16 protein-coding genes are annotated in these 20,721 nt (G+C 69.0%); 6 read left to right on the forward strand and 10 right to left on the reverse strand.

Features of this window, described 5'->3' with window-relative positions; all coding sequences use genetic code 11:
• Positions 1–81: 81 nt before the first annotated feature.
• The 3 genes from MicroSTF_RS15565 to MicroSTF_RS15575 all read right to left on the reverse strand — a co-directional run bounded on the left by MicroSTF_RS15565 (position 82) and on the right by MicroSTF_RS15575 (position 5,442).
• Positions 82–3,204: a lamin tail domain-containing protein gene (locus MicroSTF_RS15565; protein WP_322956917.1), complete on the reverse strand. Its 3,123-nt coding sequence runs from the start codon at positions 3,202–3,204 to the stop codon at positions 82–84.
• Between the two features lie 262 nt (positions 3,205–3,466).
• Positions 3,467–4,486 (reverse strand): ABC transporter permease, encoded by a 1,020-nt coding sequence (locus MicroSTF_RS15570; RefSeq protein ID WP_021198879.1) that lies wholly within the window; start codon positions 4,484–4,486, stop codon positions 3,467–3,469.
• Positions 4,483–5,442: an ABC transporter ATP-binding protein gene (locus MicroSTF_RS15575; protein ID WP_322956921.1), complete on the reverse strand. Its 960-nt coding sequence runs from the start codon at positions 5,440–5,442 to the stop codon at positions 4,483–4,485. Before MicroSTF_RS15575 ends, MicroSTF_RS15570 begins: the two co-directional genes overlap by 4 nt.
• Positions 5,443–5,531: 89 nt before the next feature.
• Between MicroSTF_RS15575 and MicroSTF_RS15580 the strand changes: the two genes are divergently transcribed.
• Both MicroSTF_RS15580 and MicroSTF_RS15585 read left to right on the forward strand, forming a co-directional pair.
• Positions 5,532–5,930, forward strand: a complete 399-nt coding sequence (locus tag MicroSTF_RS15580) for a YccF domain-containing protein (protein ID WP_021198881.1) — start codon at positions 5,532–5,534, stop codon at positions 5,928–5,930.
• A 69-nt stretch (positions 5,931–5,999) separates the two neighbouring features.
• Positions 6,000–6,461 carry a hemerythrin domain-containing protein gene (locus MicroSTF_RS15585; RefSeq protein WP_322956923.1) on the forward strand — a complete coding sequence of 154 codons (462 nt, stop codon included), beginning with the start codon at positions 6,000–6,002 and terminating at the stop codon, positions 6,459–6,461.
• 23 nt (positions 6,462–6,484) lie between these two features.
• On the opposite strand, the gene MicroSTF_RS15590 is transcribed toward MicroSTF_RS15585, so the two are convergent.
• On the reverse strand, positions 6,485–7,471 hold the full coding sequence (locus MicroSTF_RS15590; RefSeq protein ID WP_315070909.1) for a glycerophosphodiester phosphodiesterase family protein: 987 nt from the start codon (positions 7,469–7,471) through the stop codon (positions 6,485–6,487).
• A 90-nt stretch (positions 7,472–7,561) separates the two neighbouring features.
• On the opposite strand from MicroSTF_RS15590, the gene MicroSTF_RS15595 reads away from it, so the two are divergent.
• Both MicroSTF_RS15595 and MicroSTF_RS15600 read left to right on the forward strand, forming a co-directional pair.
• On the forward strand, positions 7,562–8,488 hold the full coding sequence (locus tag MicroSTF_RS15595) for a Bax inhibitor-1/YccA family membrane protein (RefSeq protein WP_021198884.1): 927 nt from the start codon (positions 7,562–7,564) through the stop codon (positions 8,486–8,488).
• Between the two features lie 168 nt (positions 8,489–8,656).
• Complete coding sequence (locus MicroSTF_RS15600; RefSeq protein ID WP_021198885.1) at positions 8,657–8,929, forward strand: GlsB/YeaQ/YmgE family stress response membrane protein; 273 nt, start codon at positions 8,657–8,659, stop codon at positions 8,927–8,929.
• A gap of 79 nt (positions 8,930–9,008) precedes the next feature.
• Here the strand turns inward: MicroSTF_RS15600 and MicroSTF_RS15605 are convergent, their stop codons facing one another.
• Both MicroSTF_RS15605 and MicroSTF_RS15610 read right to left on the reverse strand, forming a co-directional pair.
• Positions 9,009–10,307, reverse strand: coding sequence for an RNA polymerase sigma factor (locus MicroSTF_RS15605; RefSeq protein WP_322956932.1), 1,299 nt, complete (start codon positions 10,305–10,307; stop codon positions 9,009–9,011).
• A gap of 24 nt (positions 10,308–10,331) precedes the next feature.
• Positions 10,332–10,760, reverse strand: coding sequence for a YciI family protein (locus MicroSTF_RS15610; RefSeq protein ID WP_029266980.1), 429 nt, complete (start codon positions 10,758–10,760; stop codon positions 10,332–10,334).
• A gap of 130 nt (positions 10,761–10,890) precedes the next feature.
• Between MicroSTF_RS15610 and MicroSTF_RS15615 the strand changes: the two genes are divergently transcribed.
• Positions 10,891–11,556 (forward strand): DNA alkylation repair protein, encoded by a 666-nt coding sequence (locus MicroSTF_RS15615; protein ID WP_029266981.1) that lies wholly within the window; start codon positions 10,891–10,893, stop codon positions 11,554–11,556.
• A 133-nt stretch (positions 11,557–11,689) separates the two neighbouring features.
• Here MicroSTF_RS15615 and MicroSTF_RS15620 read toward each other — a convergent pair whose 3' ends face one another.
• The 3 genes from MicroSTF_RS15620 to MicroSTF_RS15630 are packed head-to-tail and all read right to left on the reverse strand — an operon-like array spanning position 11,690 to position 15,182.
• A complete protein-coding gene (locus MicroSTF_RS15620) occupies positions 11,690–13,078 on the reverse strand; it encodes a glycosyltransferase (RefSeq protein WP_322956936.1) in 1,389 nt (462 codons plus the stop codon).
• An 8-nt stretch (positions 13,079–13,086) separates the two neighbouring features.
• Positions 13,087–14,673 (reverse strand): glutamine-hydrolyzing GMP synthase, encoded by a 1,587-nt coding sequence (gene guaA, locus MicroSTF_RS15625; RefSeq protein ID WP_021198890.1) that lies wholly within the window; start codon positions 14,671–14,673, stop codon positions 13,087–13,089.
• Positions 14,670–15,182, reverse strand: coding sequence for a DUF3817 domain-containing protein (locus MicroSTF_RS15630; RefSeq protein ID WP_021198891.1), 513 nt, complete (start codon positions 15,180–15,182; stop codon positions 14,670–14,672). Before MicroSTF_RS15630 ends, guaA begins: the two co-directional genes overlap by 4 nt.
• Before the next feature lie 120 nt (positions 15,183–15,302).
• On the opposite strand from MicroSTF_RS15630, the gene MicroSTF_RS15635 reads away from it, so the two are divergent.
• Positions 15,303–15,926: a glyoxalase gene (locus MicroSTF_RS15635; protein ID WP_029266983.1), complete on the forward strand. Its 624-nt coding sequence runs from the start codon at positions 15,303–15,305 to the stop codon at positions 15,924–15,926.
• 70 nt (positions 15,927–15,996) lie between these two features.
• Here MicroSTF_RS15635 and MicroSTF_RS15640 read toward each other — a convergent pair whose 3' ends face one another.
• Positions 15,997–20,586 (reverse strand): ExeM/NucH family extracellular endonuclease, encoded by a 4,590-nt coding sequence (locus MicroSTF_RS15640; protein WP_322956941.1) that lies wholly within the window; start codon positions 20,584–20,586, stop codon positions 15,997–15,999.
• Between the last annotated feature and the right edge of the window lie 135 nt (positions 20,587–20,721).

Consider the following 20,721-nt stretch of genomic DNA (forward strand, 5'->3'; position numbering starts at 1 on the left):
ATTCACGCGGAGCGGCGGGCACGTGACCGTCCGGCCGCCGGAGGGGGCACACGAGCGCACGCGCGCGCCCCCTCCGACGGCTCATGCCGTGCGCTTGCGCCGCACGGCCACCGCACCCGCGGTGAGCAGCATCAGCGCCAGTGCGAGGGCGGCGACGGGGAGTTCCGCACCGGTCGTCGCCAGCCCACCGGCCCCTGCCCCTGCCCCGGCCCCGGCCCCGGCACCGGCACCGGCACCCGCCGCGACGCGGAGGTCTGCCCAACCGAGGAGCGCGCCGCTCGCGTCGAACACCGCGATCCTGTGCGCGCCGAGCGGAGCGTCCGCCGGGACGGTCACCGAGATGGCGCCCGCGTCCGTGAGCGTCCCCGACGCGATCCGCGTCGGGTCGGAGTACATCCACACCGACACGTCCGTTCCCGTGCCGCCGGCCCCGACCGTGATCGTGACCTTCTGCCCGCGGGTCGCGACCGACGGGTCCACCGTCAGACCGTGGCGATTGTCGTCGACGAGGCCGGTGCCCGGGAGCGGCGGGGTCTCGCCACCGGGGGTGCCGTCGTCGACTCCCGGCAGCGTTCCCGTGCGCAGCGCCTCGGAGGCGAACCCGTCGGCGAACCACCACACCGGGCGCTGTCCGTCGACCGACAGCGAGGCCGGCGCGGTCGCGAAGCCCTCGTTGTTGATGTCGGGCATCCCGGCAGGGCGGGCGTAGTGCACGAGGCTCGGCTGCCCGGTGCCGTTCAGCGTGATCTCGGCGGAGCGGCCCTGGCAGCCGTCGTCGCACACGGCCCACAGGGTGTTGCGCACGGTGTCGTAGTCGAGCGCCATGACTCCGGTGAGACCGGGAGCGATCTCCGACACGAGCGTCGCGGAGCCGTCGGCCCCGAGGGCGAATGCGTAGACGTGACCGTTGTCCTCGACCGCGACGAAGAACAGCCCGTCACCGTGACCGGCGTAGTCCCTCGGGTCGTACGCCGCACCCGTCCTGTCATCGAAGAGCTTTCCGGCGAGCGCGGCATCCGGCACCCACTGCACGGCCTCCATGCCGAGGTTCGCCCCGACGGCAGGAAGCAACGCGGTCAGATCCCATTCCTGCTGGGCGACGAGATCGCCGTCCGAGGCCTCGGGGTCGACCTTCAGCACCACGTTCTGGTTCACGCCCTTGGCGCTGTTGTCGCGTTCGGACGCCACGTAGACGAAGCCGTCTCCGTCGACTGTGATGCCTTCGGTGTCGGGGCCCGCGGCGCCCGGGTTCGCGGCGTCCTTCTGGAAGCGCACACGCTTGCCCGCATCCCAGCCGTCGACCTTCTCGACCGAGCCGTCGGCGTGCGCCTCGAGCTTCCAGATACGGCCTTGTCCGTTGTCGACCGCCCAGAGGAACGCGCCGTCGGCGGTCTCCTGCACGTCGAGCCCCGAGCTGTCCTCGAGGAACGTCGGGATGCTGTCCACCACGCGCACCTCGGCAGAGCCGGGCCACGGCGACACGGCGACCTCACCGGTGCACACGTTCGCGGTGCCCTTCGTGGGCGCTGCGGTGACGGCGAACGCGCCGCTCGTGTCGGGGCAACGCCCCCAGGTGGTGGCGGCGTGGCCCGCACCCCAGGTGGTCTCGTCCACGAGCAGGTCGCCGTCGAACACCCGCACCGCATCGCCAGCGCCGAGGCCGAAGCCGAGCTGCGCCCGCTCGATCACGAGGTACTCCCCCGCACCGATCGACGTACCGGCCGGGATCGCGTACGCGTGGGTGTCGTCGTCGTCCTTCACCACGATGCCCGACACATCGAGCGCCGTGCTCGTCGGGTTCACGAGCTCCACCCAGTCGTCGGGCGAGCCGCCGTCGGATTCGACCTCGTTGATGCGCACGGGGTTGCCGCAGGCGTTGCGCAGCCCCTTGGTCGAGACCGCGATGTCGACGAAGTCGCCGGTGCCGTCGGCGCAGCGGGCGAGGACGCCTGCGGCATGCGCGGCGTACACGTGCTCATCGACCGTGTTGCCGTTCGCGTCGCGGATCGACACGGTATCGCCGTTGCCGAGACCGAAGACGAAGTTCGTGGGCTGGTCGAAGACGAAGTAGCCTCCGGGCTGCAGGATCGTGCCTGCGGGCAACGGAGTGGTTTCACCGGCGTGGCCGACGGGGTCGCTGTCCATCACGGTCCAGCCGGAGAGGTCGACCGCCGTGCTGCCGGTGTTGACGACCTCGACCCAATCTGTGGTGTCGCCGTTCGACTCGATCTCGTTGATCACGACGTCGGGCATGACGCACGAGTTCGTGGCGCCCGGGGTCGGGTGCGCGAGCACGAAGGAGCCGACGCCGTCAGGGCAGCGCGCCAGGGTGGCCGCGGCGAAGTCGCCGTCGATCGCCGCGTGCCCCTGCCACGGGAGCGTGTCGTCGATCATCGCGCCCGAGGTGTCGTAGAGGCGGATGCGGTCGGCGCTGCCGATGCCGATCGGCTCGCGGAATGCGGCCTCGACGCCTCCGGAGACCCCGACCGTACCCTCTTCGACCACGAGGAACTGTCCCGCGCCGATCTGCGTTCCCGGGAGGAACTGCCAGCGGTGATCGTCCGAGTTGTCCCGGATCTCGTAGCCCGAGATGTCGAGCGCAGCGGTGCCGGGGTTGTAGAACTCCACCCAGTCGGCCGGCTGCGAGTCGACCTCGTTGATCACGATGGAACCGGCGACAGGAGCAACCTCGCAATCGTTCGCAGCGCCGGGCGTCACCTGCGTCGCCGGCGCCCAGGTACCCGTGCCGTCAGGGCAGCGCGCCCACACCGACAGCGGCGCGGTGTTCGCATAGGCATAGGAGTCGACCTCGGTGCCGTCCGGGTCGAAGAGCACGACCTCGTCGCCCTTGCCGAGCCCGAACGCGAAGTCGACGTCCTTCACCAGCACCAGGAACTCCCCCGGGGCGAGCGACGTGCCATCCGGGGCCGCGCCGAAGGTGTCGCGCTTCTCGTCCGCGATCTTCCACCCCGCGAGATCGACCACCTCGGTCCCGGCGTTGTAGATCTCGACCTGGTCGGCGAGGCCGGTCGCCGCGTCGTCGTAGACGATCTCGTTCAGGACGAGACTCGGAGCGGTCGACGTCGCCACGGACGGGCGGATGCCGGGGTCGGCGCCGATCGCGGCGATGGGAGTGGCGAGCAGGGCGGCGGCGCTCAAGGCGCACACCGCCGTGACCGCCGCTGCACGGTGCAGGCGGGGCATGGAGGACTCCTGGGTGGCTGGGCCGGCAGACCCCAGGGTGCAGGGCCGGACCGGAGGGGGGACTCAGTCGGGTACCCGCCCAGACCACCGACCCCACGTGGCCGCAGAGGATCCGCCGAGTGCACGGCAGATGAACGGAAGGTGGCCATCCGCTGCCCACGTCTTCGCCGTTCCCGGTTCCCGTCCCGGTCGCACTTGCCGCCGCATCAGAGCGTCCGGAACGGCGGGTGGTGCGACCGGAACGTGCCCGAGGGGAAGAGCCTCAGGCGATGCGCGTGCCCGGGGGCAGCCGGCGAGCCGGCGTCCGCGTGCGCGCCCATGCCCCCGCGAACAGCGAACCCGCGATGACGATCTGCACCCCCAGGCCGACGAACCAGCTCGGCACCGTCGAGTCGATCACCTCTTGGGGTGTGCGGTACCCGCCACCGGGGTCGCACTCGTCCCAGCGCTGTTCCAAGGGCGAGAGCTGCGCGCTGCGCAATCCGTACTTGATCTGACCGAACATGTCGACGGGATAACCCCCCGTCGCGTACTCGGTCGGGGTCGCGTCGGCGAGCACGACGAACGGGTTCGCGGCGAGCGTCCACCACACCAGATCGAACCGAGGCACATCCTGGGTGCTGTTCACCTCCCAGCGATCACAGTCCGGCGTGCCGTTCGCGTCGTACGGGCGCGAGTACACGGTCGCTTCGCTGCGCACCGCCATGCCGCCGAGTCCGAACACGATGAGCGTTCCGAACACGAGCGCGGCGACGACCAGGTAGGTCGTCGCGACCGAGAACAGCGGACGCGCGATGAGTCCGCTCAACCCCACTCCGATCGCGGCCACGATGATGATCTCGGCCGCGAGCACGAGCAGGGAGATGAGCAGCACGGCCGGGTTCGCTCCCCCACCCAGCAACGACAGGGCCAGGAACGGCACCGCGACCACCAGGAAGGCGCCGCCGGTCGCCACGGCCGCGACGAGCTTGCCGAGCATGATGTCGCCGGTCGACGCGGCGGTCACCTGCACGGCCGCGAGCGTCGCGGCATCGCGATCCCCGTTGATCGCGTTGCCGCTGAGCGTCGGCGACACCAGCACGACCAGCAGCAGCACGATGTTGACGACGATCGAGTAGACGCCGGCACCGACCGCATCGCCCCAGGAGTACACGGCGAACGAGAGCCCCGTGACCCCGAGCAGCACCAGGGCGAAGACCCCGAGCAGCACATACCAGCCCACGCTGCGCAGGCGCTGGGTCAGTTCGAGTCGGGCGATGATGCCGATGTTCGCGAGGCTCATGCGCCCGCCTCCGTTCCGGTGGATGCCTGGGGTGATGTCGCATGATGCAGGTTCAGGAACGTGTGCTCCAGCTGGTTCTGCGCCGGAGCGAACTCCACGACCGGGAGCCCCGCCTCGATCAGATGTCGAAGGGCCTGTGCTGCGGCATCCTCTCCCTCGAATCCGACGAGCACCGCTCCACGATCCTGCGAGAGGGATTCGGGGGCGATACCGAGATTCGAGGCCACCTGCCAGGCATCGGCCTTCATCCGATCCTCGGTCGCACCGGCGAGACGCACCCGCCACGCGCGCAGCATGCTCCGCGCCGGTGCGGCATCGACGACGGCACCGGCGACGAGGAAGACCGCGTCGTCGACGACCTCTTCGAGCTCCGAGAGGATGTGGCTCGAGATCAGCACGGTGCGCCCCTCCGCCGCGAAACGGCGCAGCAGCACCCGCAGCTGCACCCGCGCCTCCGGATCGAGACCGGAGGCCGGTTCGTCGAGGAGCAGCACCTGAGGGTCGTTCACCAACGCGCGTGCCAGGCCCAGCTTCTGCTTCTGCCCTCGCGACAGCACCTTGGCCGGGGAGTCGGCGAGTTCGGTCAGCCCGACGAGGGCGAGCAGCTGCTCCGCACGGACCGCGGCCTGCGGCTTCTCGATGCCGTACAGGCGGGCGGTCGTGACGATGGTCTCCCGCGCGGTGAGCGACGGCCACGCACCGAGAGCGTCCGGCATCCATCCGAGCAGGCGTCGTGCGGCGAGCGGATCGACGGAGGGGTCGACGCCTCCGATGCTGATCGTCCCGGTGTCGGGAGCGAGGAGGGAGGCGAGCATCAGCAGCAGAGTGGTCTTGCCTGCTCCGTTCGGCCCCACGAGGCCGGTGACCCGGCCGGGCTCGGCCCGGAGAGTGGCGCCCCTCACCGCCTGCACCGTCCCGAACGCTCTGCTGACGTCTTGCACCACGATTCCGGTCATGCGGTCAGTCTGGCATCCGGAGTCCGTCGCCTCCGGGACCTCGGGGCGGATGCTCAGGCCCGGCCGCAGAGGGGTGACACAATCAGCTCATGCGCACGATCCTCAACATCATCTGGGTCATCCTCGCCGGCTGGGCCCTGTTCCTCGGGTACGTCCTCGCCGGCATCCTGCTGTGCATCCCGATCATCACGATCCCCTGGGCGATCGCCTCGTTCCGCATCGCCGCCTACGCGATCTGGCCGTTCGGCCGCGAGGTCATCAGCAAGCCCACCGCGGGTGTCGGGTCGTTCCTCGGCAACGTGCTGTGGGTGATCCTGGCCGGCTGGTGGCTCGCGATCGGACACATCGTGTCCGGAATCCTGCTCTGCATCACGATCATCGGCATCCCGATGGGCATCGCCGACTTCAAGATGGTCCCGATCTCGCTCATGCCGCTGGGCAAGGAGATCGTCTCCACCCGCCGCGGTGCCTTCGACCGCACCCTCTGAGCGGGAGTCCGCCGACACCGGCCCCATTCACACCGGCCCCCTCTACACCGGCCCCTCTACACTGGGCCGATGGATGCCGCCCGTCTGATCGCCTGGGATCAGGAGCTCCGGTCGGCGCACTCCCGTCTGCGTGCCGCCCTCGCCGCCACGCGCGACGCCCTCGACCAGGGCACGGACGTCCCCGATGCCACATCGGAACTCGTGCTCTACTGCGTCGGATTCTGCGCCGCCCTCGACGGCCACCACGGCGCCGAGGATCGGCAGCTCTTCCCTGCTCTGCGCGCGGAGCATCCGGAGCTCGGCGGGATCATCGACAAGCTGATGCAGGACCACTCGATGCTCGCCCACCTGCTCGCCTCGCTGCGCGGTGCAGCCGAGCGCGGCGACGATGCGACCGCGATCGGCGGTCACCTCGACGGGATCGCCGCGATCATGGAATCCCACTTCCGTTTCGAGGAACGCCAGATCCTCGAGCCCCTGCGCGCCGTGATGCTCGAGAGCGACGTGCAGAGCGTGCTCGGACCGCTCTGACGCCGCGGACCTGCGCGACCGCATCAGCTGCGGAAGAAGGCGACGCCCAGATCCGGATGATCGACGAACACGCCATCCACGCCCTGACGTGCGATGACGCCCCACTCCGCCTCGTAGTCGCCGTAGGCGCCGCGCCCACCCCGGCCGCGGAACTCCGCCGCGAGGAAGGCGTTCTCCGGCCGGCACGTCCATGTGAAGACCTGCAGACCTCGTGCATGCGCATCCGCGACGATCGTGTTGCCCCGGTCGAGCAGCATCTTCTTGCTCACGCTGATGCCGTCGACCTGTCCGACGAGGGCGTCGAGCCCCTCCGGGGTGACGGTCTCCCTGTACGTGCGGGCGTGCGTGCCCTCGGCCACCAGGAGGTCGTACGGACGCCCCGACGCCTCGATCAGGTAGATGTACGATGCGGAGATCCCGCGTTCCCGCAGCTGCCCGAGCACGGTCGACTCGAAGCACTCGATCACCAGCGGCAGCTCCCCCTCGGCCCATCCGGCGTCGCGCAGCTCGCGGTCGATGAGGGGGGCCAGGTCCAGGCCGATGCTCGCGAAGTACGTGGCGTGCTTGACCTCGAGCACCACGCCGACCTCGCGTCCATGCTCCGCCGATCCGTCGCGCACGATGTCGAGCACATCGCGCAGGCGCAGGATCTGCTGGGCGCCGTCGAAGCTCGCGCTCGACGCCCGCACCTCGGGCAGCCGCTCGCGGATGCGCAGGGTCGACAGCTCGTCCCAGGTGAAGTCTTCGCTGAACCATCCGGTCAGCGCCTGCCCGTCGACGCGCTTCGTCGTCTTACGGTCGGCGAACTCCGGATGTTCCGCCACGTCGGTCGTGCCCGAGATCTCGTTCTCGTGCCGCACGATGAGCACGCCGTCCTTGGTCGCCACGACGTCGGGTTCGACCGCATCCACCCCCATGGCGAGAGCGAGCTCATAGGAGGAGCGGCTGTGCTCCGGGCGATAGCCGGGCGCACCGCGGTGCCCGATGACGAGGGGGGATTTCCTGGGCACGCTCTCAGCGTAGAACACCCCGGCGGTGCGCCCTCCCGAGTATCGTGGAGGAAAGAGACCTACTACCCCCCTTTGGAGTGAGGCCCACCAATGAGCAACTTCGCTTTCAACAACCCTGCTTTCCAGCAGCAGGACCCGCGCAACGTCGCGACGTACCCGGGCGGACCTCAGGCTGCCCAGGGCGCGCAGAACGCCTCGCTCCAGCACGGGGCGATGGACGCTGCGGCCAACGCACAGCTCGAGGGCATGTACGCCGCCCCGCCGGCCGGAGCGATCGAGACCGACCGCATGTCGGTCGAGGACACGGTCTGGAAGACGGCCGGCCTGTTCGGCATCCTGCTCGTCACCGCCGCGATCGGCTGGGTGCTGACGCTCGGCGGCCTGGACGTGCCGCGATATGACCCGTACAACCCCGCGCCCGTCAGCATGCTGCCGTGGATCGTCGGCGCCCTCGGCGGCTTCGTGCTCGCGATGGTCATCACCTTCACGTCGCGCAAGAAGGTCCGGCCCGCGCTGATCTTCGCCTACGCGGCGTTCGAGGGCCTCTTCATCGGTGGCATCTCGGCGTTCTTCGAGGTCATCTACCCCGGCATCGTCTTCCAGGCGACGCTCGCGACCGTCTCGGTCGTCGGGGTGACCCTGGCTCTCTTCGCGAGCGGCAAGATCCGCGCGTCGAAGAAGGCGACGAAGATCTTCATGATCGCGATGATCGGCTACCTGGTCTTCTCGCTGCTGAACCTGGTCCTCATGTGGACCGGCGTGCTGCCCCAGGGCCAGGCCTTCGGCCTGCTGAGCGCCAACATCTTCGGCATCCCGCTCGGTGTCATCATCGGCGTGCTCGTCGTCATCATGGCGGCGTACTCGCTCGTGCTCGACTTCGATCAGATCCAGCAGGGCGTCCGCAACGGTGCTCCCCGCAAGTACGGCTGGCTCGGCGCCTTCGGCATCATGGTCACGGTCGTCTGGCTCTACGTCGAGATCCTGCGCATCATCGCGATCGTCCGCGGCAACAACTGACCGCGAACCGATCCGACCGCGTCGAGAGGCCCGTCTCCCCTGGGGAGGCGGGCCTCTTCGCACATCCAGGCATGTGTGCGCAAGGGGTTGGCACGCGAGCAGCGATGTCGGCACTCTGGATACCAGAAGCCCCGGCACCCCGGGGCTCCCGATCCACAGGAGCTGACCATGAGTTTTCTCGGCTTTCTTCTTCTCGGCCTCATCGCCGGAGCCATCGCCAAGCTGATCCTTCCCGGCAAGCAGGGCGGCGGCTGGTTCATCACGCTGCTCCTCGGCGTCGTGGGCGCACTGCTCGGCGGCTGGCTCGGCAGTCTGATCCTCAACCGTCCGCTCACCGAGTTCTGGGACCTCGGCACCTGGCTCCTCGCCATCGCCGGTTCCATCATCGTGCTCCTGATCTACGGCCTGATCGCCGGTCGCGGCCAGAAGGCGCGCAGCTGACGGCACCCGCCGTCGACGCCACGCGCGTCACCCTGATGCCCGTCCCCTTCGGATGCCTCGTGCACCCGAAGGGGACGGGTCATTTCTGTGCCCCTCGTGCCTTCCGCTCCAGCAGCGATCGCTCCCGATCATTGCCGGCGAGTCCGGCGGCGACGGTGAACGCGCTCCGGGCTTCCTCCTCGCGCCCGAGCCGACGCAACAGTTCGCCGCGTGTCGCGGGCAGCAGGTGGTAGCCGCGCAAGGCGCCCGAACTCGACAGCTGGTCGATGATGAGCAGAGCGGACGCCGGCCCGGTCGCCATCGCCACCGCAGCCGCTCGGTTGAGCTCGACCACCGGCGACGGAGAGAGCCGCCCGAGCGCCTCGTAGAGCAGCACGATCCGTTCCCAGTCGGTCTCCTCGACAGACGCCGCCACGGCATGGCACTCGGCGATCGCCGCCTGCAGCCCGTAGGCACCGCGCCCGCGTCCGAGAGCATCGGCGGTCGCCAGCGATGCACGTCCACGCGAGATGCGGCCACAATCCCAGCGCCGACGGTCCTGATCGGCCAGCAGCACCGGGTCGCCGTGTCGATCCACGCGCGCCCCGAACCGCGCGGCCGTCAGCTCCATCAGCGCCAGCAGGCCGTGCACCTCGGGTTCCTGCGGCATCAGCGCGGCGAGCACGCGCCCGAGACGGATGGCCTCGTCACTCAGCTCGGGGCGCATCCAGTCGGGTCCGCTGCTCGCGGCGTGGGCCTCGTTGAAGATCAGATACAGCACGCCGAGGATCGCACCGATGCGCGGCGCACGCTCCTCGCGCGAAGGCACCTCGAACGGGACGTTGGCGGCGGAGAGCGTCTTCTTCGCCCGCACGATGCGCTGCTGCACGGTGGCGGTCGGCACGAGGAACGCGCGGGCGATCTCCTCGCTGGAAAGCCCACCCACCACCCGCAGCGTCAGGGCGACCTGCGCCTCTTTCGAGAGCACAGGGTGGCAGGAGATGAAGATCAGACGCAGCACGTCATCGTCGACGGCGTCCGGATCCCACAGCAGGTCTCGCCCCTCCCGCTGCTCCTGCTCCAGGTCGTGTGCGAGAAGGGCGACCCTCTCGTCCAGACGCTCCTGTCGACGCCACCGATCGATGGCCTTGCGTTTCGCGACCGCGGTCAGCCAGGCCCCGGCGTTGCGCGGGACGCCGTCGACCGGCCACTGCCGCAACGCATCCACCAGCGCCTCCTGAGCCAGGTCCTCCGCGAGGCCGAAGTCACCGACCATGCGCGTCAGAGCTCCGACGATGCGGGCGGACTCGATGCGCCACACGGCGGCGACGGCGCGCTCCGCAGACCCGGTATCGGGAGCGGAACGCGCCGTCTCGCTGTATGGGGAAGAGTCCGTCACTGCTGTGCCATCACTGCTGTGCCATCACTGCTGTGCTGCGCGCTGAGCTGCTTCCTCGCGCCAGCCCTCTTCCTTCTGGATCCACTCGTTGTCCGCCGGGAAGTCCTCGACGCCGGTCACGCGACGCACTTCGAGGAACGAGCCGGCGCCGAGAGGCGCACGGCTGGCCCACTCGGCCGCCTCTTCGCGCGTGGGGACCTCGATGATCCAGAAGCCGTTGAACAACTCCTTCGTCTCGCCGTAGGGACCGTCGGTGATGAGCGGCTTCTCGGCGCTGAAGTCGACCACGAAACCCTCGGCCGCATCGGTCAGGCCCTCGCCCGCGACGAGCACTCCGGCCTTGATCATCGACTCGTTGTACTTGCCCATGGCCTCGATGACCTGCTCGAAGGGCATGTCCTTGTAGGCCTCGACGGCCTCGTCGGTCGCGCGCATGATGAGCATGAACTTCATGATGTTCTCCTTGTTCGAAGGGCCGTCTCTCGACCCTCTCATCAATGACGTCGAACGGGAACGGCCCGGATCGACATCATCTCGGAATTCTTTCTGAAGAACTTCTCGGGGCGGTCGTAGACTCGCTCCCGTGACCGCCGCAGACCTCGTGCAGAGCATCCGATCCGCGCTCCGTGATGAGGCCGATCCGGAGCTGGCACCCGCGCAGCAGGCGTACATGAAGTCGGCGCTGCCCTTCCTCGGCGTACGTGTTCCCGGGGTGCGAGCCGTGGCGCGTGGGCTCGCGCGCGAGGTGACGGATACGGCGGTGTTGCGCGGTACGGCACTCGTGCTGTGGCGGGAGGCGGCGTTTCGCGAGGAGCGCTACGCCGCCAGTGCTCTGATGGCTCTGCGTCCGGTGCGAGCCCGACTCGACATGCTCGATGTGCATGAGGAGATGATCCGCACAGGAGCGTGGTGGGATCACGTCGACGAGGTCTCGCATCGGCTCACCGAGACGCTCGATGCGCACCCTGCCGAGATGACGCCGGTGCTGCGGACGTGGTCGCGCGACGACGACTTCTGGGTGCGCCGGGCGAGCATCATCTCCCAGCTCGGACGCAGAGGTGCCACCGATCGCGAGCTGCTCGCCACTGTGATCGAACCGAACCTCGCCGACACCGAGTTCTTCATCCGCAAGGCCATCGGCTGGGCACTGCGCGAGCTCGGCAAGACCGACCCGGCGTGGGTGCGAGCCTTCGTCGAGTCGCACGAGCTGTCGCCGCTCTCTCGCCGCGAGGCGCTCAAGCTGCTCTAGATCACGCTCCGGTCGCAGTTCCTGCCGCGCGGGCCGCCGTGAGGCGACAGAAAGTGCGACCGGAGCGGTCAGGCGACGCGGTCAGGCGACGCGGTCAGGCGACGCGGTCAGGCGACGCGGTCAGGCGACGCGGTCAGACGCGACGGGACGGGCGCGCGGCGACGTCGGCGATCGCCGCGGTCAGGGCGTCGAGCGAACGCTGCGGGCTCCAGGCCGCAGCGACCGACGGGGCCTCGGCGCTCAGCGCCGCGAGCCGATCGGGGTCGGTCAGCAGCGCGCGGATCGCCTCGCCCAGCGCCTCGACGTCGCCGCTCGGGACCAGGACGCCACCGCCCTGTTCCAGAACGTCACGGATGCCGTAGCGGGCGTCGTATGACACGACAGGGGTCCCATGCAGGAGCGCCTCGACGATCGACAACGGCTGGCCCTCGAAGGCGGTGGCCGTGACGATCATCGACGCCCGATCGAGGACGGTGCCGGGCGAATCGGTGTAACCCGCGAGCAGCACGCGGTCCCCCGCGCCGAGCTCCTCGATCAGCGCGCGCAGCCGATCCTCTTCGGGCCCGCCGCCCCAGATCTCCATCCGGGTCCCGGCGACGTCCGCGGCGAGGAACGCCCGGATCGCGTGATCGATGCGCTTGCCTGGCGCGAGACGACCGAGCACGACGACGAGCCCGTCTTCGCGGAGGTCGTCCCGATGCTCCACCGGGGCGATCGGGTTCGGCACCACGACATGAGAAGCCGCGGAGCCGAAACGCGCCACGACATCGTCGCGCTGGGTGGTGGTCGGCCAGATGACGGCGTCGAAACGGTCGGTCAGCCGGAACCAGCGCGTCCAGAGCGTGTTCATCGGAGCATCCGGGGTGTACGGCGCCTCCACGTGCATGGTGTGGATCGGGTGGACGATGCGCACACGCGGATCGGACCAGTCGGCGATGAGCTCGCCGAGCTGCCGGGATTCGCAGATCACGACGATGAGGCGATCACCGAACGCGTCCGCGACGTGCTCGAGCCAGGCCCGGTAGAGCCCGCGGAACCCGTGCAGCGCCCCGACCACCTCGCCTGCGGCGTCGTAGACGAGAACGGGTTCCCTGGTCAGATGCCAGTCCGGATTACCGGGGATGATCGGTAGCGCGGCGAACGGCCGGCCGTCGACATCCGTCAGCACGCGGTACTCGACGTCGGGGTCGGCGGTCACCGCGGGGTCGGCGGCAGCGCGCAGCCAATCGGCCGCTCCCCCACCGGAATCCGTGGCCTCGTCGAACAGGTTGCGCATGCGTGAGGGGTCGACGAGCGCCCCCTGCTCCGCGAAGGTCCGACGGTGCGCGGCATGATCGGCAGCCGCCCCCGGGTCGAACGTGAGCAGCTGCGGACCTGCCCCCTTCGCGACCCCGGCCTCGGCGAGCTGCCGGGCACGTGTGAGCGTCGCGATCGTGTAGCCGCCGTCCATGCCCGGGATCAACCGACTGGACAGCACCACGTACTCGGCGTCGGGAAGCACCGGCGCCGCATCGGGGAGCATGGCGCTCCCTACTCCCACTCGATCGTTCCCGGCGGCTTCGACGTGACATCGAGCACGACGCGGTTGACGTCGCGCACGCCGTTCGTGATGCGGTTCGAGATCTTCGACAGCACGTCATACGGCAGACGCGTCCAGTCGGCGGTCATGGCGTCTTCGCTCGACACCGGGCGCAGCACGATCGGGTGGCCGTAGGTGCGGCCGTCGCCCTGCACACCCACCGAGCGCACGTCGGCGAGCAGCACGACGGGGCACTGCCAGATCTCCTGATCGAGGCCGGCCTTGGTCAGCTCCTCGCGGGCGATGGCGTCGGCCTCACGCAGAATCTCGAGACGGTCAGCGGTGACCTCACCGATGATCCGGATACCGAGGCCGGGCCCCGGAAACGGCTGGCGTCCGACGATCGCCTCGGGGATGCCGAGCTCGCGACCGATCGCGCGGACCTCGTCCTTGAACAGGGCGCGCAGCGGCTCGATCAGCTCGAAGTCGAGGTCGTCGGGAAGGCCGCCCACGTTGTGGTGCGACTTGATGTTCGCCGTGCCCGCACCACCGCCGGACTCGACGACGTCGGGGTAGAGCGTGCCCTGCACGAGGAACTTCACGGGAGCGCCGCCCGAAGCCTTGGCCTCGGCGACCAGGTCGAGCTGCACCTTCTCGAACGCACGGATGAACTCGCGTCCGATGATCTTGCGCTTCTCTTCCGGGTCGGTCACCCCCTGGAGGTGGCCGAGGAAGGTCTCTGCCGCGTCGACCGTGATCAGACGCACGCCGGTGGACTCGACGTAATCCTTCTCGACCTGCTCGCGCTCGCCCTTGCGGAGGAGGCCGTGATCGACGAAGACCGCGGTGAGCTGGTCGCCGATGGCCTTGTGCACCAGTGCCGTGGAGACGGCGGAGTCGACACCGCCGGAGAGCGCGGAGATGACGCGGGCGTCACCCACCTGCTCGCGGATGCGCTCGATCTGCTCGGCGATCACGTTGCCGCTGTTCCAGTCGGACGCGAGGCCCGCACCCTTGTGCAGGAAGTTCTCGAGCACGCGCTGACCATGGTCCGAGTGCTTGACCTCGGGGTGCCACTGCACGCCGTAGAAGCCGCGCTCCTCGTTCGCGAACGCCGCGACCTTGGTCGCATCCGTCGTCGCGAGCACGTCGAAGCCCTCGGGGGCCTTGGCGACCTGGTCGCCGTGGCTCATCCAGACGTTCTGCTCGGCCGGCTGACCGCCGAGCAGCGTCCCGCCGTCGCCGGTGATCACGGCATCCGTGGCGCCGTACTCGCGCAGACCGGTGTTCGCGACCTCGCCGCCCAGCGTCTGGGCCATGTACTGGAAGCCGTAGCAGATGCCGAGGGTCGGCACCCCGAGGTCGAAGACCGCCGGGTCCAGCTTCGGCGCTCCCTCCTCGTACACCGACGAGGGGCCTCCGGAGAGGATGATCGCGACCGGGTTCTTGGCGGCGATCTCCTCAGCCGTGGCGGTGTGCGGCACGATCTCGCTGTACACACCCGCCTCGCGGACGCGGCGGGCGATCAGCTGCGCGTACTGCGCGCCGAAGTCGACGACGAGCGCAGGACGCTGCTGGGTCTCGGACTGTTCGGTCAACGGACACCTTCCGGGGCGGGGGCGGAGGCCTCGGCGGCCTCTCTGGTGGCGAGATAGGTCTTGACTTCACGGGCGACGACGGCCTCCATGAAGAACGACAGCAGCGGCACGACGCCGCCGAGCGCGAGCAGGATGAAGCGCGGGAACCGCCAGCGCATCAGGCTCCACATGCGGAAGCACGCGAAGAGGTAGACGACGTAGAACCAACCGTGCGCCACGAGGATGAACAGCGACAGGTTGAATCCGTCGCCCAGCGAGGTCATCTCGCAGGAGTTGGTCATCGGGGCGAACAGCGACCACCACTGGCAGTCGGGCCCGGCGAGCACGCCGGCGAACCAGAGCGGTCCTCCGGAGCCTCCCATGAAGAGCTCGAGGTGGATCGGCGTGTACTTGAGCACCATCTCGGTCAGCAGCAGGAGCAGCATGACTCCTGTGATGATCGACGCGATCTGGTAGAACTTCAGCGCACCGCGGATCGCCGGAAAGCTGGCGACTTTCGGTTCGGGCATGCGTCCAGTCTAGCCGCCGGGAAATCGTGTCGAATCCGGGCACCATCGTGCGGAGAGAGCGCTGCGCATCGGTCAGGAATCGAGAAGCACGCGGGAAGACGCGCTCGTAGCGTCGTCGACATGAACACCACGATCGATTCCCTCACCCTCGACGTCCCCGACGTGGACGCCGCCCGCTCGTTCTACGCGCACGCGTTCGACCTCGGCGATCGCCTGCGATTCCGCACCGCGGATGCCGACACCACCGGCTTCCGCGGCTACACCCTGTCGCTCGTCGTCTCCCAGCCTGCGAATGTGCGTGCACTCGTGGATGCCGCGGTCACCGCCGGCGCCACGGTGATCAAGCCCGTGTCGAAGTCGCTGTGGGGCGTCGGCGGCACGATCCAGGCCCCGGACGGCGCCATCTGGAAGGTCGCGACCTCGGCGAAGAAGGACACCGCTCCCCCGAGCCGGACGGTCGACGAGATCATCCTCCTGCTCGGAGCGGACGACGTCGTCGCATCGAAGACCTTCTACACGGAGCGCGGCATCCCGGTCGGCAAGAGCTTCGGCCGCAGCTATGTGCAGTTCGACACCGGAGCCGGCCCGATCGGCCTCGGCCTGTACCGGCACGCATCCCTCGCGAAGGACGCGGGCGTGCCCGCCGAAGGATCCGGCTCGCATCGGATCACGGTCAACGGCGTGCTCGGCGCTGCGGTCGACCCCGACGGATTCGTGTGGGCTCCCGTCGCAGTCGACGCCTGAATCCCGGACGACGTGGCGAAGGCCGCCGGGAGAGTCCCGACGGCCTTCGCCTGTGTCATCCCCTACCCGATCAGAACCACCGGGTCAGCAGCTCCCAGAGCCAGTCGAGGATCGCACCGATGATGCCGCCGGCGCGATTGACGGTGACCGTGGCGGTCGCCGCGTCTCCATCGGCCTGCGACGCTGCCACGGTGTACTTGCCCGACGGGGCGCTCTTCGGCACGGTGACCGAGGTGCTGAACGTGCCGTCGGCGCCGACCTGGACGGTGCCGACCTGCACCGGCTTGCCCTTCTTCGGGCGCAGCTCGATCGACACGGTCTCGCCGGGCACGTAGCCCTCACCGGTGACCTTGAGGCTCTTGCCCGCGGTCACCTTGGACGAGCCGAGGGCGATCGTGCCGGCGAACTCGGCTTCTCCCGCGATCGTGAACGGCACCTGCACCGTGGTTCCGGTACCGGCGACGTTCACGGTGAGCACCTGCTCGCCGAAGACACCGGACGGAACCGTGAAGGTCAGGCTGGCGCGCCCGCCCTCGTCGGTGGTGTCGACGACCGCCGGGTCGACCGCACCGGCCGCGAGCTGCGTGTCGCCGAGCGACAGCGACACCTCACCCGGAGCCGGCTCGCCCGCGCTGAAGGCCAGCGAGGAGAGCGACACGGTCACCTGGTCGCCGGCGCTGTAGCCGTCGGCATCCGCGGGGCTGACCGCCACGCCGACCGCGCGCTGGGCGTAGTCGGGGCTCGCGGTCTTGTTCGCGTCGAACCAGTCGACCATGGACTGCAGGTCGACCTTGCCGGTGTCGCGCTTGCCCGTGCCCTCCTTGAAGGTGAAGAAGTTGTCTCCACCGGCCGCGAGGAACGAGTTGGCGGCGACCGTGTAGTTCTTCGCCGGATCGAGCGGGGCACCGTCGAGGGTGATCGAGGTGATCCGCGAACCCTGAGCTGCGGCGGGATCGTAGGTGTAGACCAATCCCTTCGAGACTCCGAGCTTCAGGAACGGGCGAGCCGAGCCTGCCGGCTGCCACTGCTCCTCGAGCACGCCCTTCAGCTGCGCCCCCGTGAGCGTCAGCGTCACGAGCGTGTTGGCGAACGGCTGGACCGTCGCCGCCTCACGGTAGGTGACGTTGCCGTCGGGGTCGGACGCGCCGGCCGATGCGTACGTGAGGTTCGCCCGGATGCCGCCCGGGTTCATGATCGCCACATCAGCGCCCGTGGACCACTTCTGCACATCGGCGACGAAGTTTCCTATGGTGGACTCGCCACCGCGGTTCTCGGATCCGTTCGTCTGACGCGCGCGGTTGAAGTCGGCCGTGATGTCGCCGACCTTGATCGCACCCAGCACATCGGCCTCGGCCTTCGCCTTGGCCACGATGTCCGCGACCTCTGGGACGGCCGGGTAGAGCGGCTTGCCCGCAGCGGTGAGGGGCTTGATCTCGTTGGTGATCGAGATCAGGTCCTTCGTCTTCGGGTCGACCTTGATGTTCATCAGGCCCAGGTTCTCGCCGTACTGCCCTGCGGAGACGACCGGGCGGCCGTCGATCACGTGGTTGTAGGCGAGGTGGGTGTGCGCCGACACGATGGCGTCCACGTCGTCATCGACCCCGTAGACGATCTCGCCGAGGGGCGAGTCCGGCGTGATGCTGGAGAGCTCGACGCTGGACGCGCCTTCGTGCACGAGCAGGATGACGACATCCGCCTCGCCGTTGGACTCATCGCCGTCGCGCAGGTCGTCGGCCACCGCGTTCACGGAATCGACGATGCTGCGGACCTCGAGGTCCTTGATGCCCTCGGGCGAGACGAGCGAATCGAGGTCTTCGGTGACCGCGCCGACGAAGCCGACCCGCACGCCGTCGAGCTCCTTCACCCAGGCCGGTGCGAGCGCGGGCTCGCCGGTCTCCGTGACGAACACGTTCGAGGAGATGTACTCCCAGTCCGCGCGCTCCTGCACGCGATCACGCAGGTCTTCCCAACCCTGATCGAACTCGTGGTTGCCCGCCGCACTGACATCGAGGCCGGCCGCGTTGAGCGCGTCGATCGTGGGGTTGTCGTCGTTGATGAACGAGGTGAACGTCGACGCGCCGATCAGGTCGCCGGCACCGGCGAAGATCGTGTTCGGGTTCGCCTCACGGAACTGCTTGACCGCACCGGCCAGGACCGCCGCACCCGCCGCAGCGCCGTCGGCCTCGATCCGACCGTGGAAGTCGTTGACCGTGACGACGTCGATGCTCACCGGCGGGATCTCCGAGGAGACGCCGACGATGATGGGGTCGTGGTCGCTGGAGCGGTAGGGCGTTCCCTGCTCGGTGGCGCCGAACGCGTAGCCGCGGTCGCTCCATTCCGGGGAGTTGATGCCCCACACGCCCGCACCGGTGATCGACGAGGCGAGCGACGGCGACGCGATCACGTGGTCGAGCGAGCCGAGCTCGCCGTCGAACGAGTACGTGTACTGGCCGGAGGCCTTGTCGGCGACCAGGTCGCTCCACCCGTTCGAGGTGAACACGTCGATCGGATCTTCCTTGCCGTAGGCGTTGAAGTCGCCGATCAGCAGCATGTCGCCGCTGCCGGTCGTCTGCTCGAGCTGGTCGGTGAAGGCGAGGATGGCGTTCGCCTGCTTCACGCGGTCGGCGTTGAAGAAGCCCTGTCCGTCGGCCGGCTCCGCTCCCGCTCCCTCGGGCGGCGACTTCGACTTCAGGTGGTTCGCGACGACGGTGACGACGCGGCCGTCGATGTCGAACGCCTGCGCGATCGGCTCGCGGGCGTTGCCCCACACGGTCTCGTCGGTGACGGTGACGCTGTCTCCGACCCGCTTGACCGCATCCTTCTTGTAGATGATCGCGTTGGTGATGAAGTCGGTCGTCGCCGCGTTGTTCAAGGCGGCGGGAGTGGGCACGTAGCCCCACACGTCGCTGCCGGCGTCGGCGTTGAGGCCGGCGACGAGGTCCTTGAGGGCGGTGTCGATGGGCTTGCCCAGCTTGACCGAGTTCTCGATCTCCATGAGCGAGACGATCTCGGCGTCGAGCCCGTTGATCGCCGCGACGATCTTGGACTTCTGGATCGCGAACTGCGCCGCGTTCGCCGCACCTCGGGCGTTGGAGTTCTCGCTCTTCAACGTCGTGAAGTAGTTGTAGACGTTGAAGGACGCGACCTGGACGTCGCCGCCCACGGACGGCGCGCTGTCCGTGCGCGGGTTCGTCGCCTCGAAGCCGACCTTGAGGTCGGCCGACGAGGAGTCGTCGATCGGCACGACCGGCTGCAGGCGCCAATCGTTGAAGCCCCACTGCAGCACGTAGCCGTTGTCGCCGAAGTCGACGGTGTCGCCGTTGCGGACCACCGTGTCCTTCGTGAAGTAGGGCTGCTCGCCGGGGTGGCCGCTGTTGGACACCTGGATCGACCAGCCGTCGTCCAGCAGGATGCGGTTCGCCCGGTTCGCCGCGGCGATCGCGGCAGCCTCGGCACCGGGACGCGTGGTCTCGGTGCTCTTCACGGCGAGTGCGTCCCCGGCATTCAGCCAGAGCGTGCCGAAGTTGAAGAGCTGGTGGCTGGAGGCGAGACGGTAGGTCCCCTCCGGAGCCACGTACATGTTCTCGAACTGCTCGCGGTCGGCTCCCTGCACCGCGGCGGGCAGCGGTGTGACGGCGGGAACACCGACGCCTGCCGTGACGACGGAGACGTCGGCGGCCGCGGCCGGGTTGATCTGCGTCTGTCCGAAGTACTCGCTCACAGAGCCCGTCACCGAGACGAGGTCGCCGATCGCGAGGGTCGGGTTCAGCGCGTTCAGGAAGACGAAGACGCCATCCGAGGCACCGGGCGTCGCGTCGGTCGCGCCGCCGGAGCCCTGGGTCTGGATGACGATGCCCTTGTAGCCGCCGGTGCGGTAGTCGGCAGTGACCACGCCCTCGACCTGCACGGTCTGCCCGTTCAGCGGCGAGACGTCGGTCGTGCCCTGGACCTCGGCGATGGTGGCCGTGGTCGGATCCGTGCCCGGACCGGTGCCAGGGTCGGTGTCGCCGGAGTTCTGCGGGGTGATCGTGGGCGAGAGCGTGAAGTCGGCGCTGTTGACGTCGGTGTCGACGCCGCCTGTGCGGTTGAGCGACTTGACGTCGGTGTTGCCGGAGGGCGCGGTGGCCGCCGTGCCCTCGAAGGTGTTCGAGGTGCCGTAGCCCAGCAGGTCGACGACGCCGTCGACGCCGACGGCCGAGCCCGGCGTGAGGCTCACGGCCGCGGTGCCCTCGACGAGCGCGAGCGTACCGTTGGTCCCGCTCGGGGTCAGGGTGCTGACGGCATCCGGTGCGGGCAGTTCGGCACCGTTCGCGCCGTTGCTGTTGCCCTGCACCAGGTAGTAGCCGCCGGCGGGGATGACGCCGGTGAGCGGAGCCACGCCGTTGAACGCGGCCGTCCCGTTCGCCGAGCGGTACTGCAGCGACATGCCGTCGAGGGTGATCGGAGCCGAGGTGGGGTTGTACAGCTCGACGAACTTGTTCTTGAACGCCGCTCCCGCGCTGCCGCCGGAGAGATACGCCTCGTTGATCACCACCCCTGTGCCCGAGGTGTCGGCGGTGGCGGGAACGGCGGCCAGCGAGCCGAGGCTCAGCGCGGCGACACAGGTCACGGCGAGAACGCCGATGCGCCCTCGACTTCTACGGTGCGAGACGGGAGCCATGCGGTTCCCCTCGTCTGGAGCGGACATCATCGGTGCGGTCTCCTCGGTCGGGTTCGACACTTCTCAGGACTGTCACGGCACACAGGGGAAACTCCCAGCGTGCTCACATGGTTGCGAGCATACGGAGCGGTCCGG

It is taken from the genome of Microbacterium sp. STF-2, assembly GCF_034650155.1.
Taxonomy (GTDB): Bacteria; Actinomycetota; Actinomycetes; order Actinomycetales; family Microbacteriaceae; genus Microbacterium; species Microbacterium maritypicum_A.

Excerpts from the sequence above, each read along its gene's own strand:
- MicroSTF_RS15565 (WP_322956917.1), bottom strand. The coding sequence starts at position 3,204 with ATGCCCCGCCTGCACCGTGCAGCGGCGGTCACGGCGGTGTGCGCCTTG.
- MicroSTF_RS15570 (WP_021198879.1), bottom strand. The coding sequence starts at position 4,486 with ATGAGCCTCGCGAACATCGGCATCATCGCCCGACTCGAACTGACCCAG.
- MicroSTF_RS15575 (WP_322956921.1), bottom strand. The coding sequence starts at position 5,442 with ATGACCGGAATCGTGGTGCAAGACGTCAGCAGAGCGTTCGGGACGGTG.
- MicroSTF_RS15580 (WP_021198881.1), top strand. The coding sequence starts at position 5,532 with ATGCGCACGATCCTCAACATCATCTGGGTCATCCTCGCCGGCTGGGCC.
- MicroSTF_RS15585 (WP_322956923.1), top strand. The coding sequence starts at position 6,000 with ATGGATGCCGCCCGTCTGATCGCCTGGGATCAGGAGCTCCGGTCGGCG.
- MicroSTF_RS15595 (WP_021198884.1), top strand. The coding sequence starts at position 7,562 with ATGAGCAACTTCGCTTTCAACAACCCTGCTTTCCAGCAGCAGGACCCG.
- MicroSTF_RS15600 (WP_021198885.1), top strand. The coding sequence starts at position 8,657 with ATGAGTTTTCTCGGCTTTCTTCTTCTCGGCCTCATCGCCGGAGCCATC.
- MicroSTF_RS15610 (WP_029266980.1), bottom strand. The coding sequence starts at position 10,760 with ATGAAGTTCATGCTCATCATGCGCGCGACCGACGAGGCCGTCGAGGCC.
- MicroSTF_RS15620 (WP_322956936.1), bottom strand. The coding sequence starts at position 13,078 with ATGCTCCCCGATGCGGCGCCGGTGCTTCCCGACGCCGAGTACGTGGTG.
- MicroSTF_RS15630 (WP_021198891.1), bottom strand. The coding sequence starts at position 15,182 with ATGCCCGAACCGAAAGTCGCCAGCTTTCCGGCGATCCGCGGTGCGCTG.
- MicroSTF_RS15635 (WP_029266983.1), top strand. The coding sequence starts at position 15,303 with ATGAACACCACGATCGATTCCCTCACCCTCGACGTCCCCGACGTGGAC.
- MicroSTF_RS15640 (WP_322956941.1), bottom strand. The coding sequence starts at position 20,586 with ATGGCTCCCGTCTCGCACCGTAGAAGTCGAGGGCGCATCGGCGTTCTC.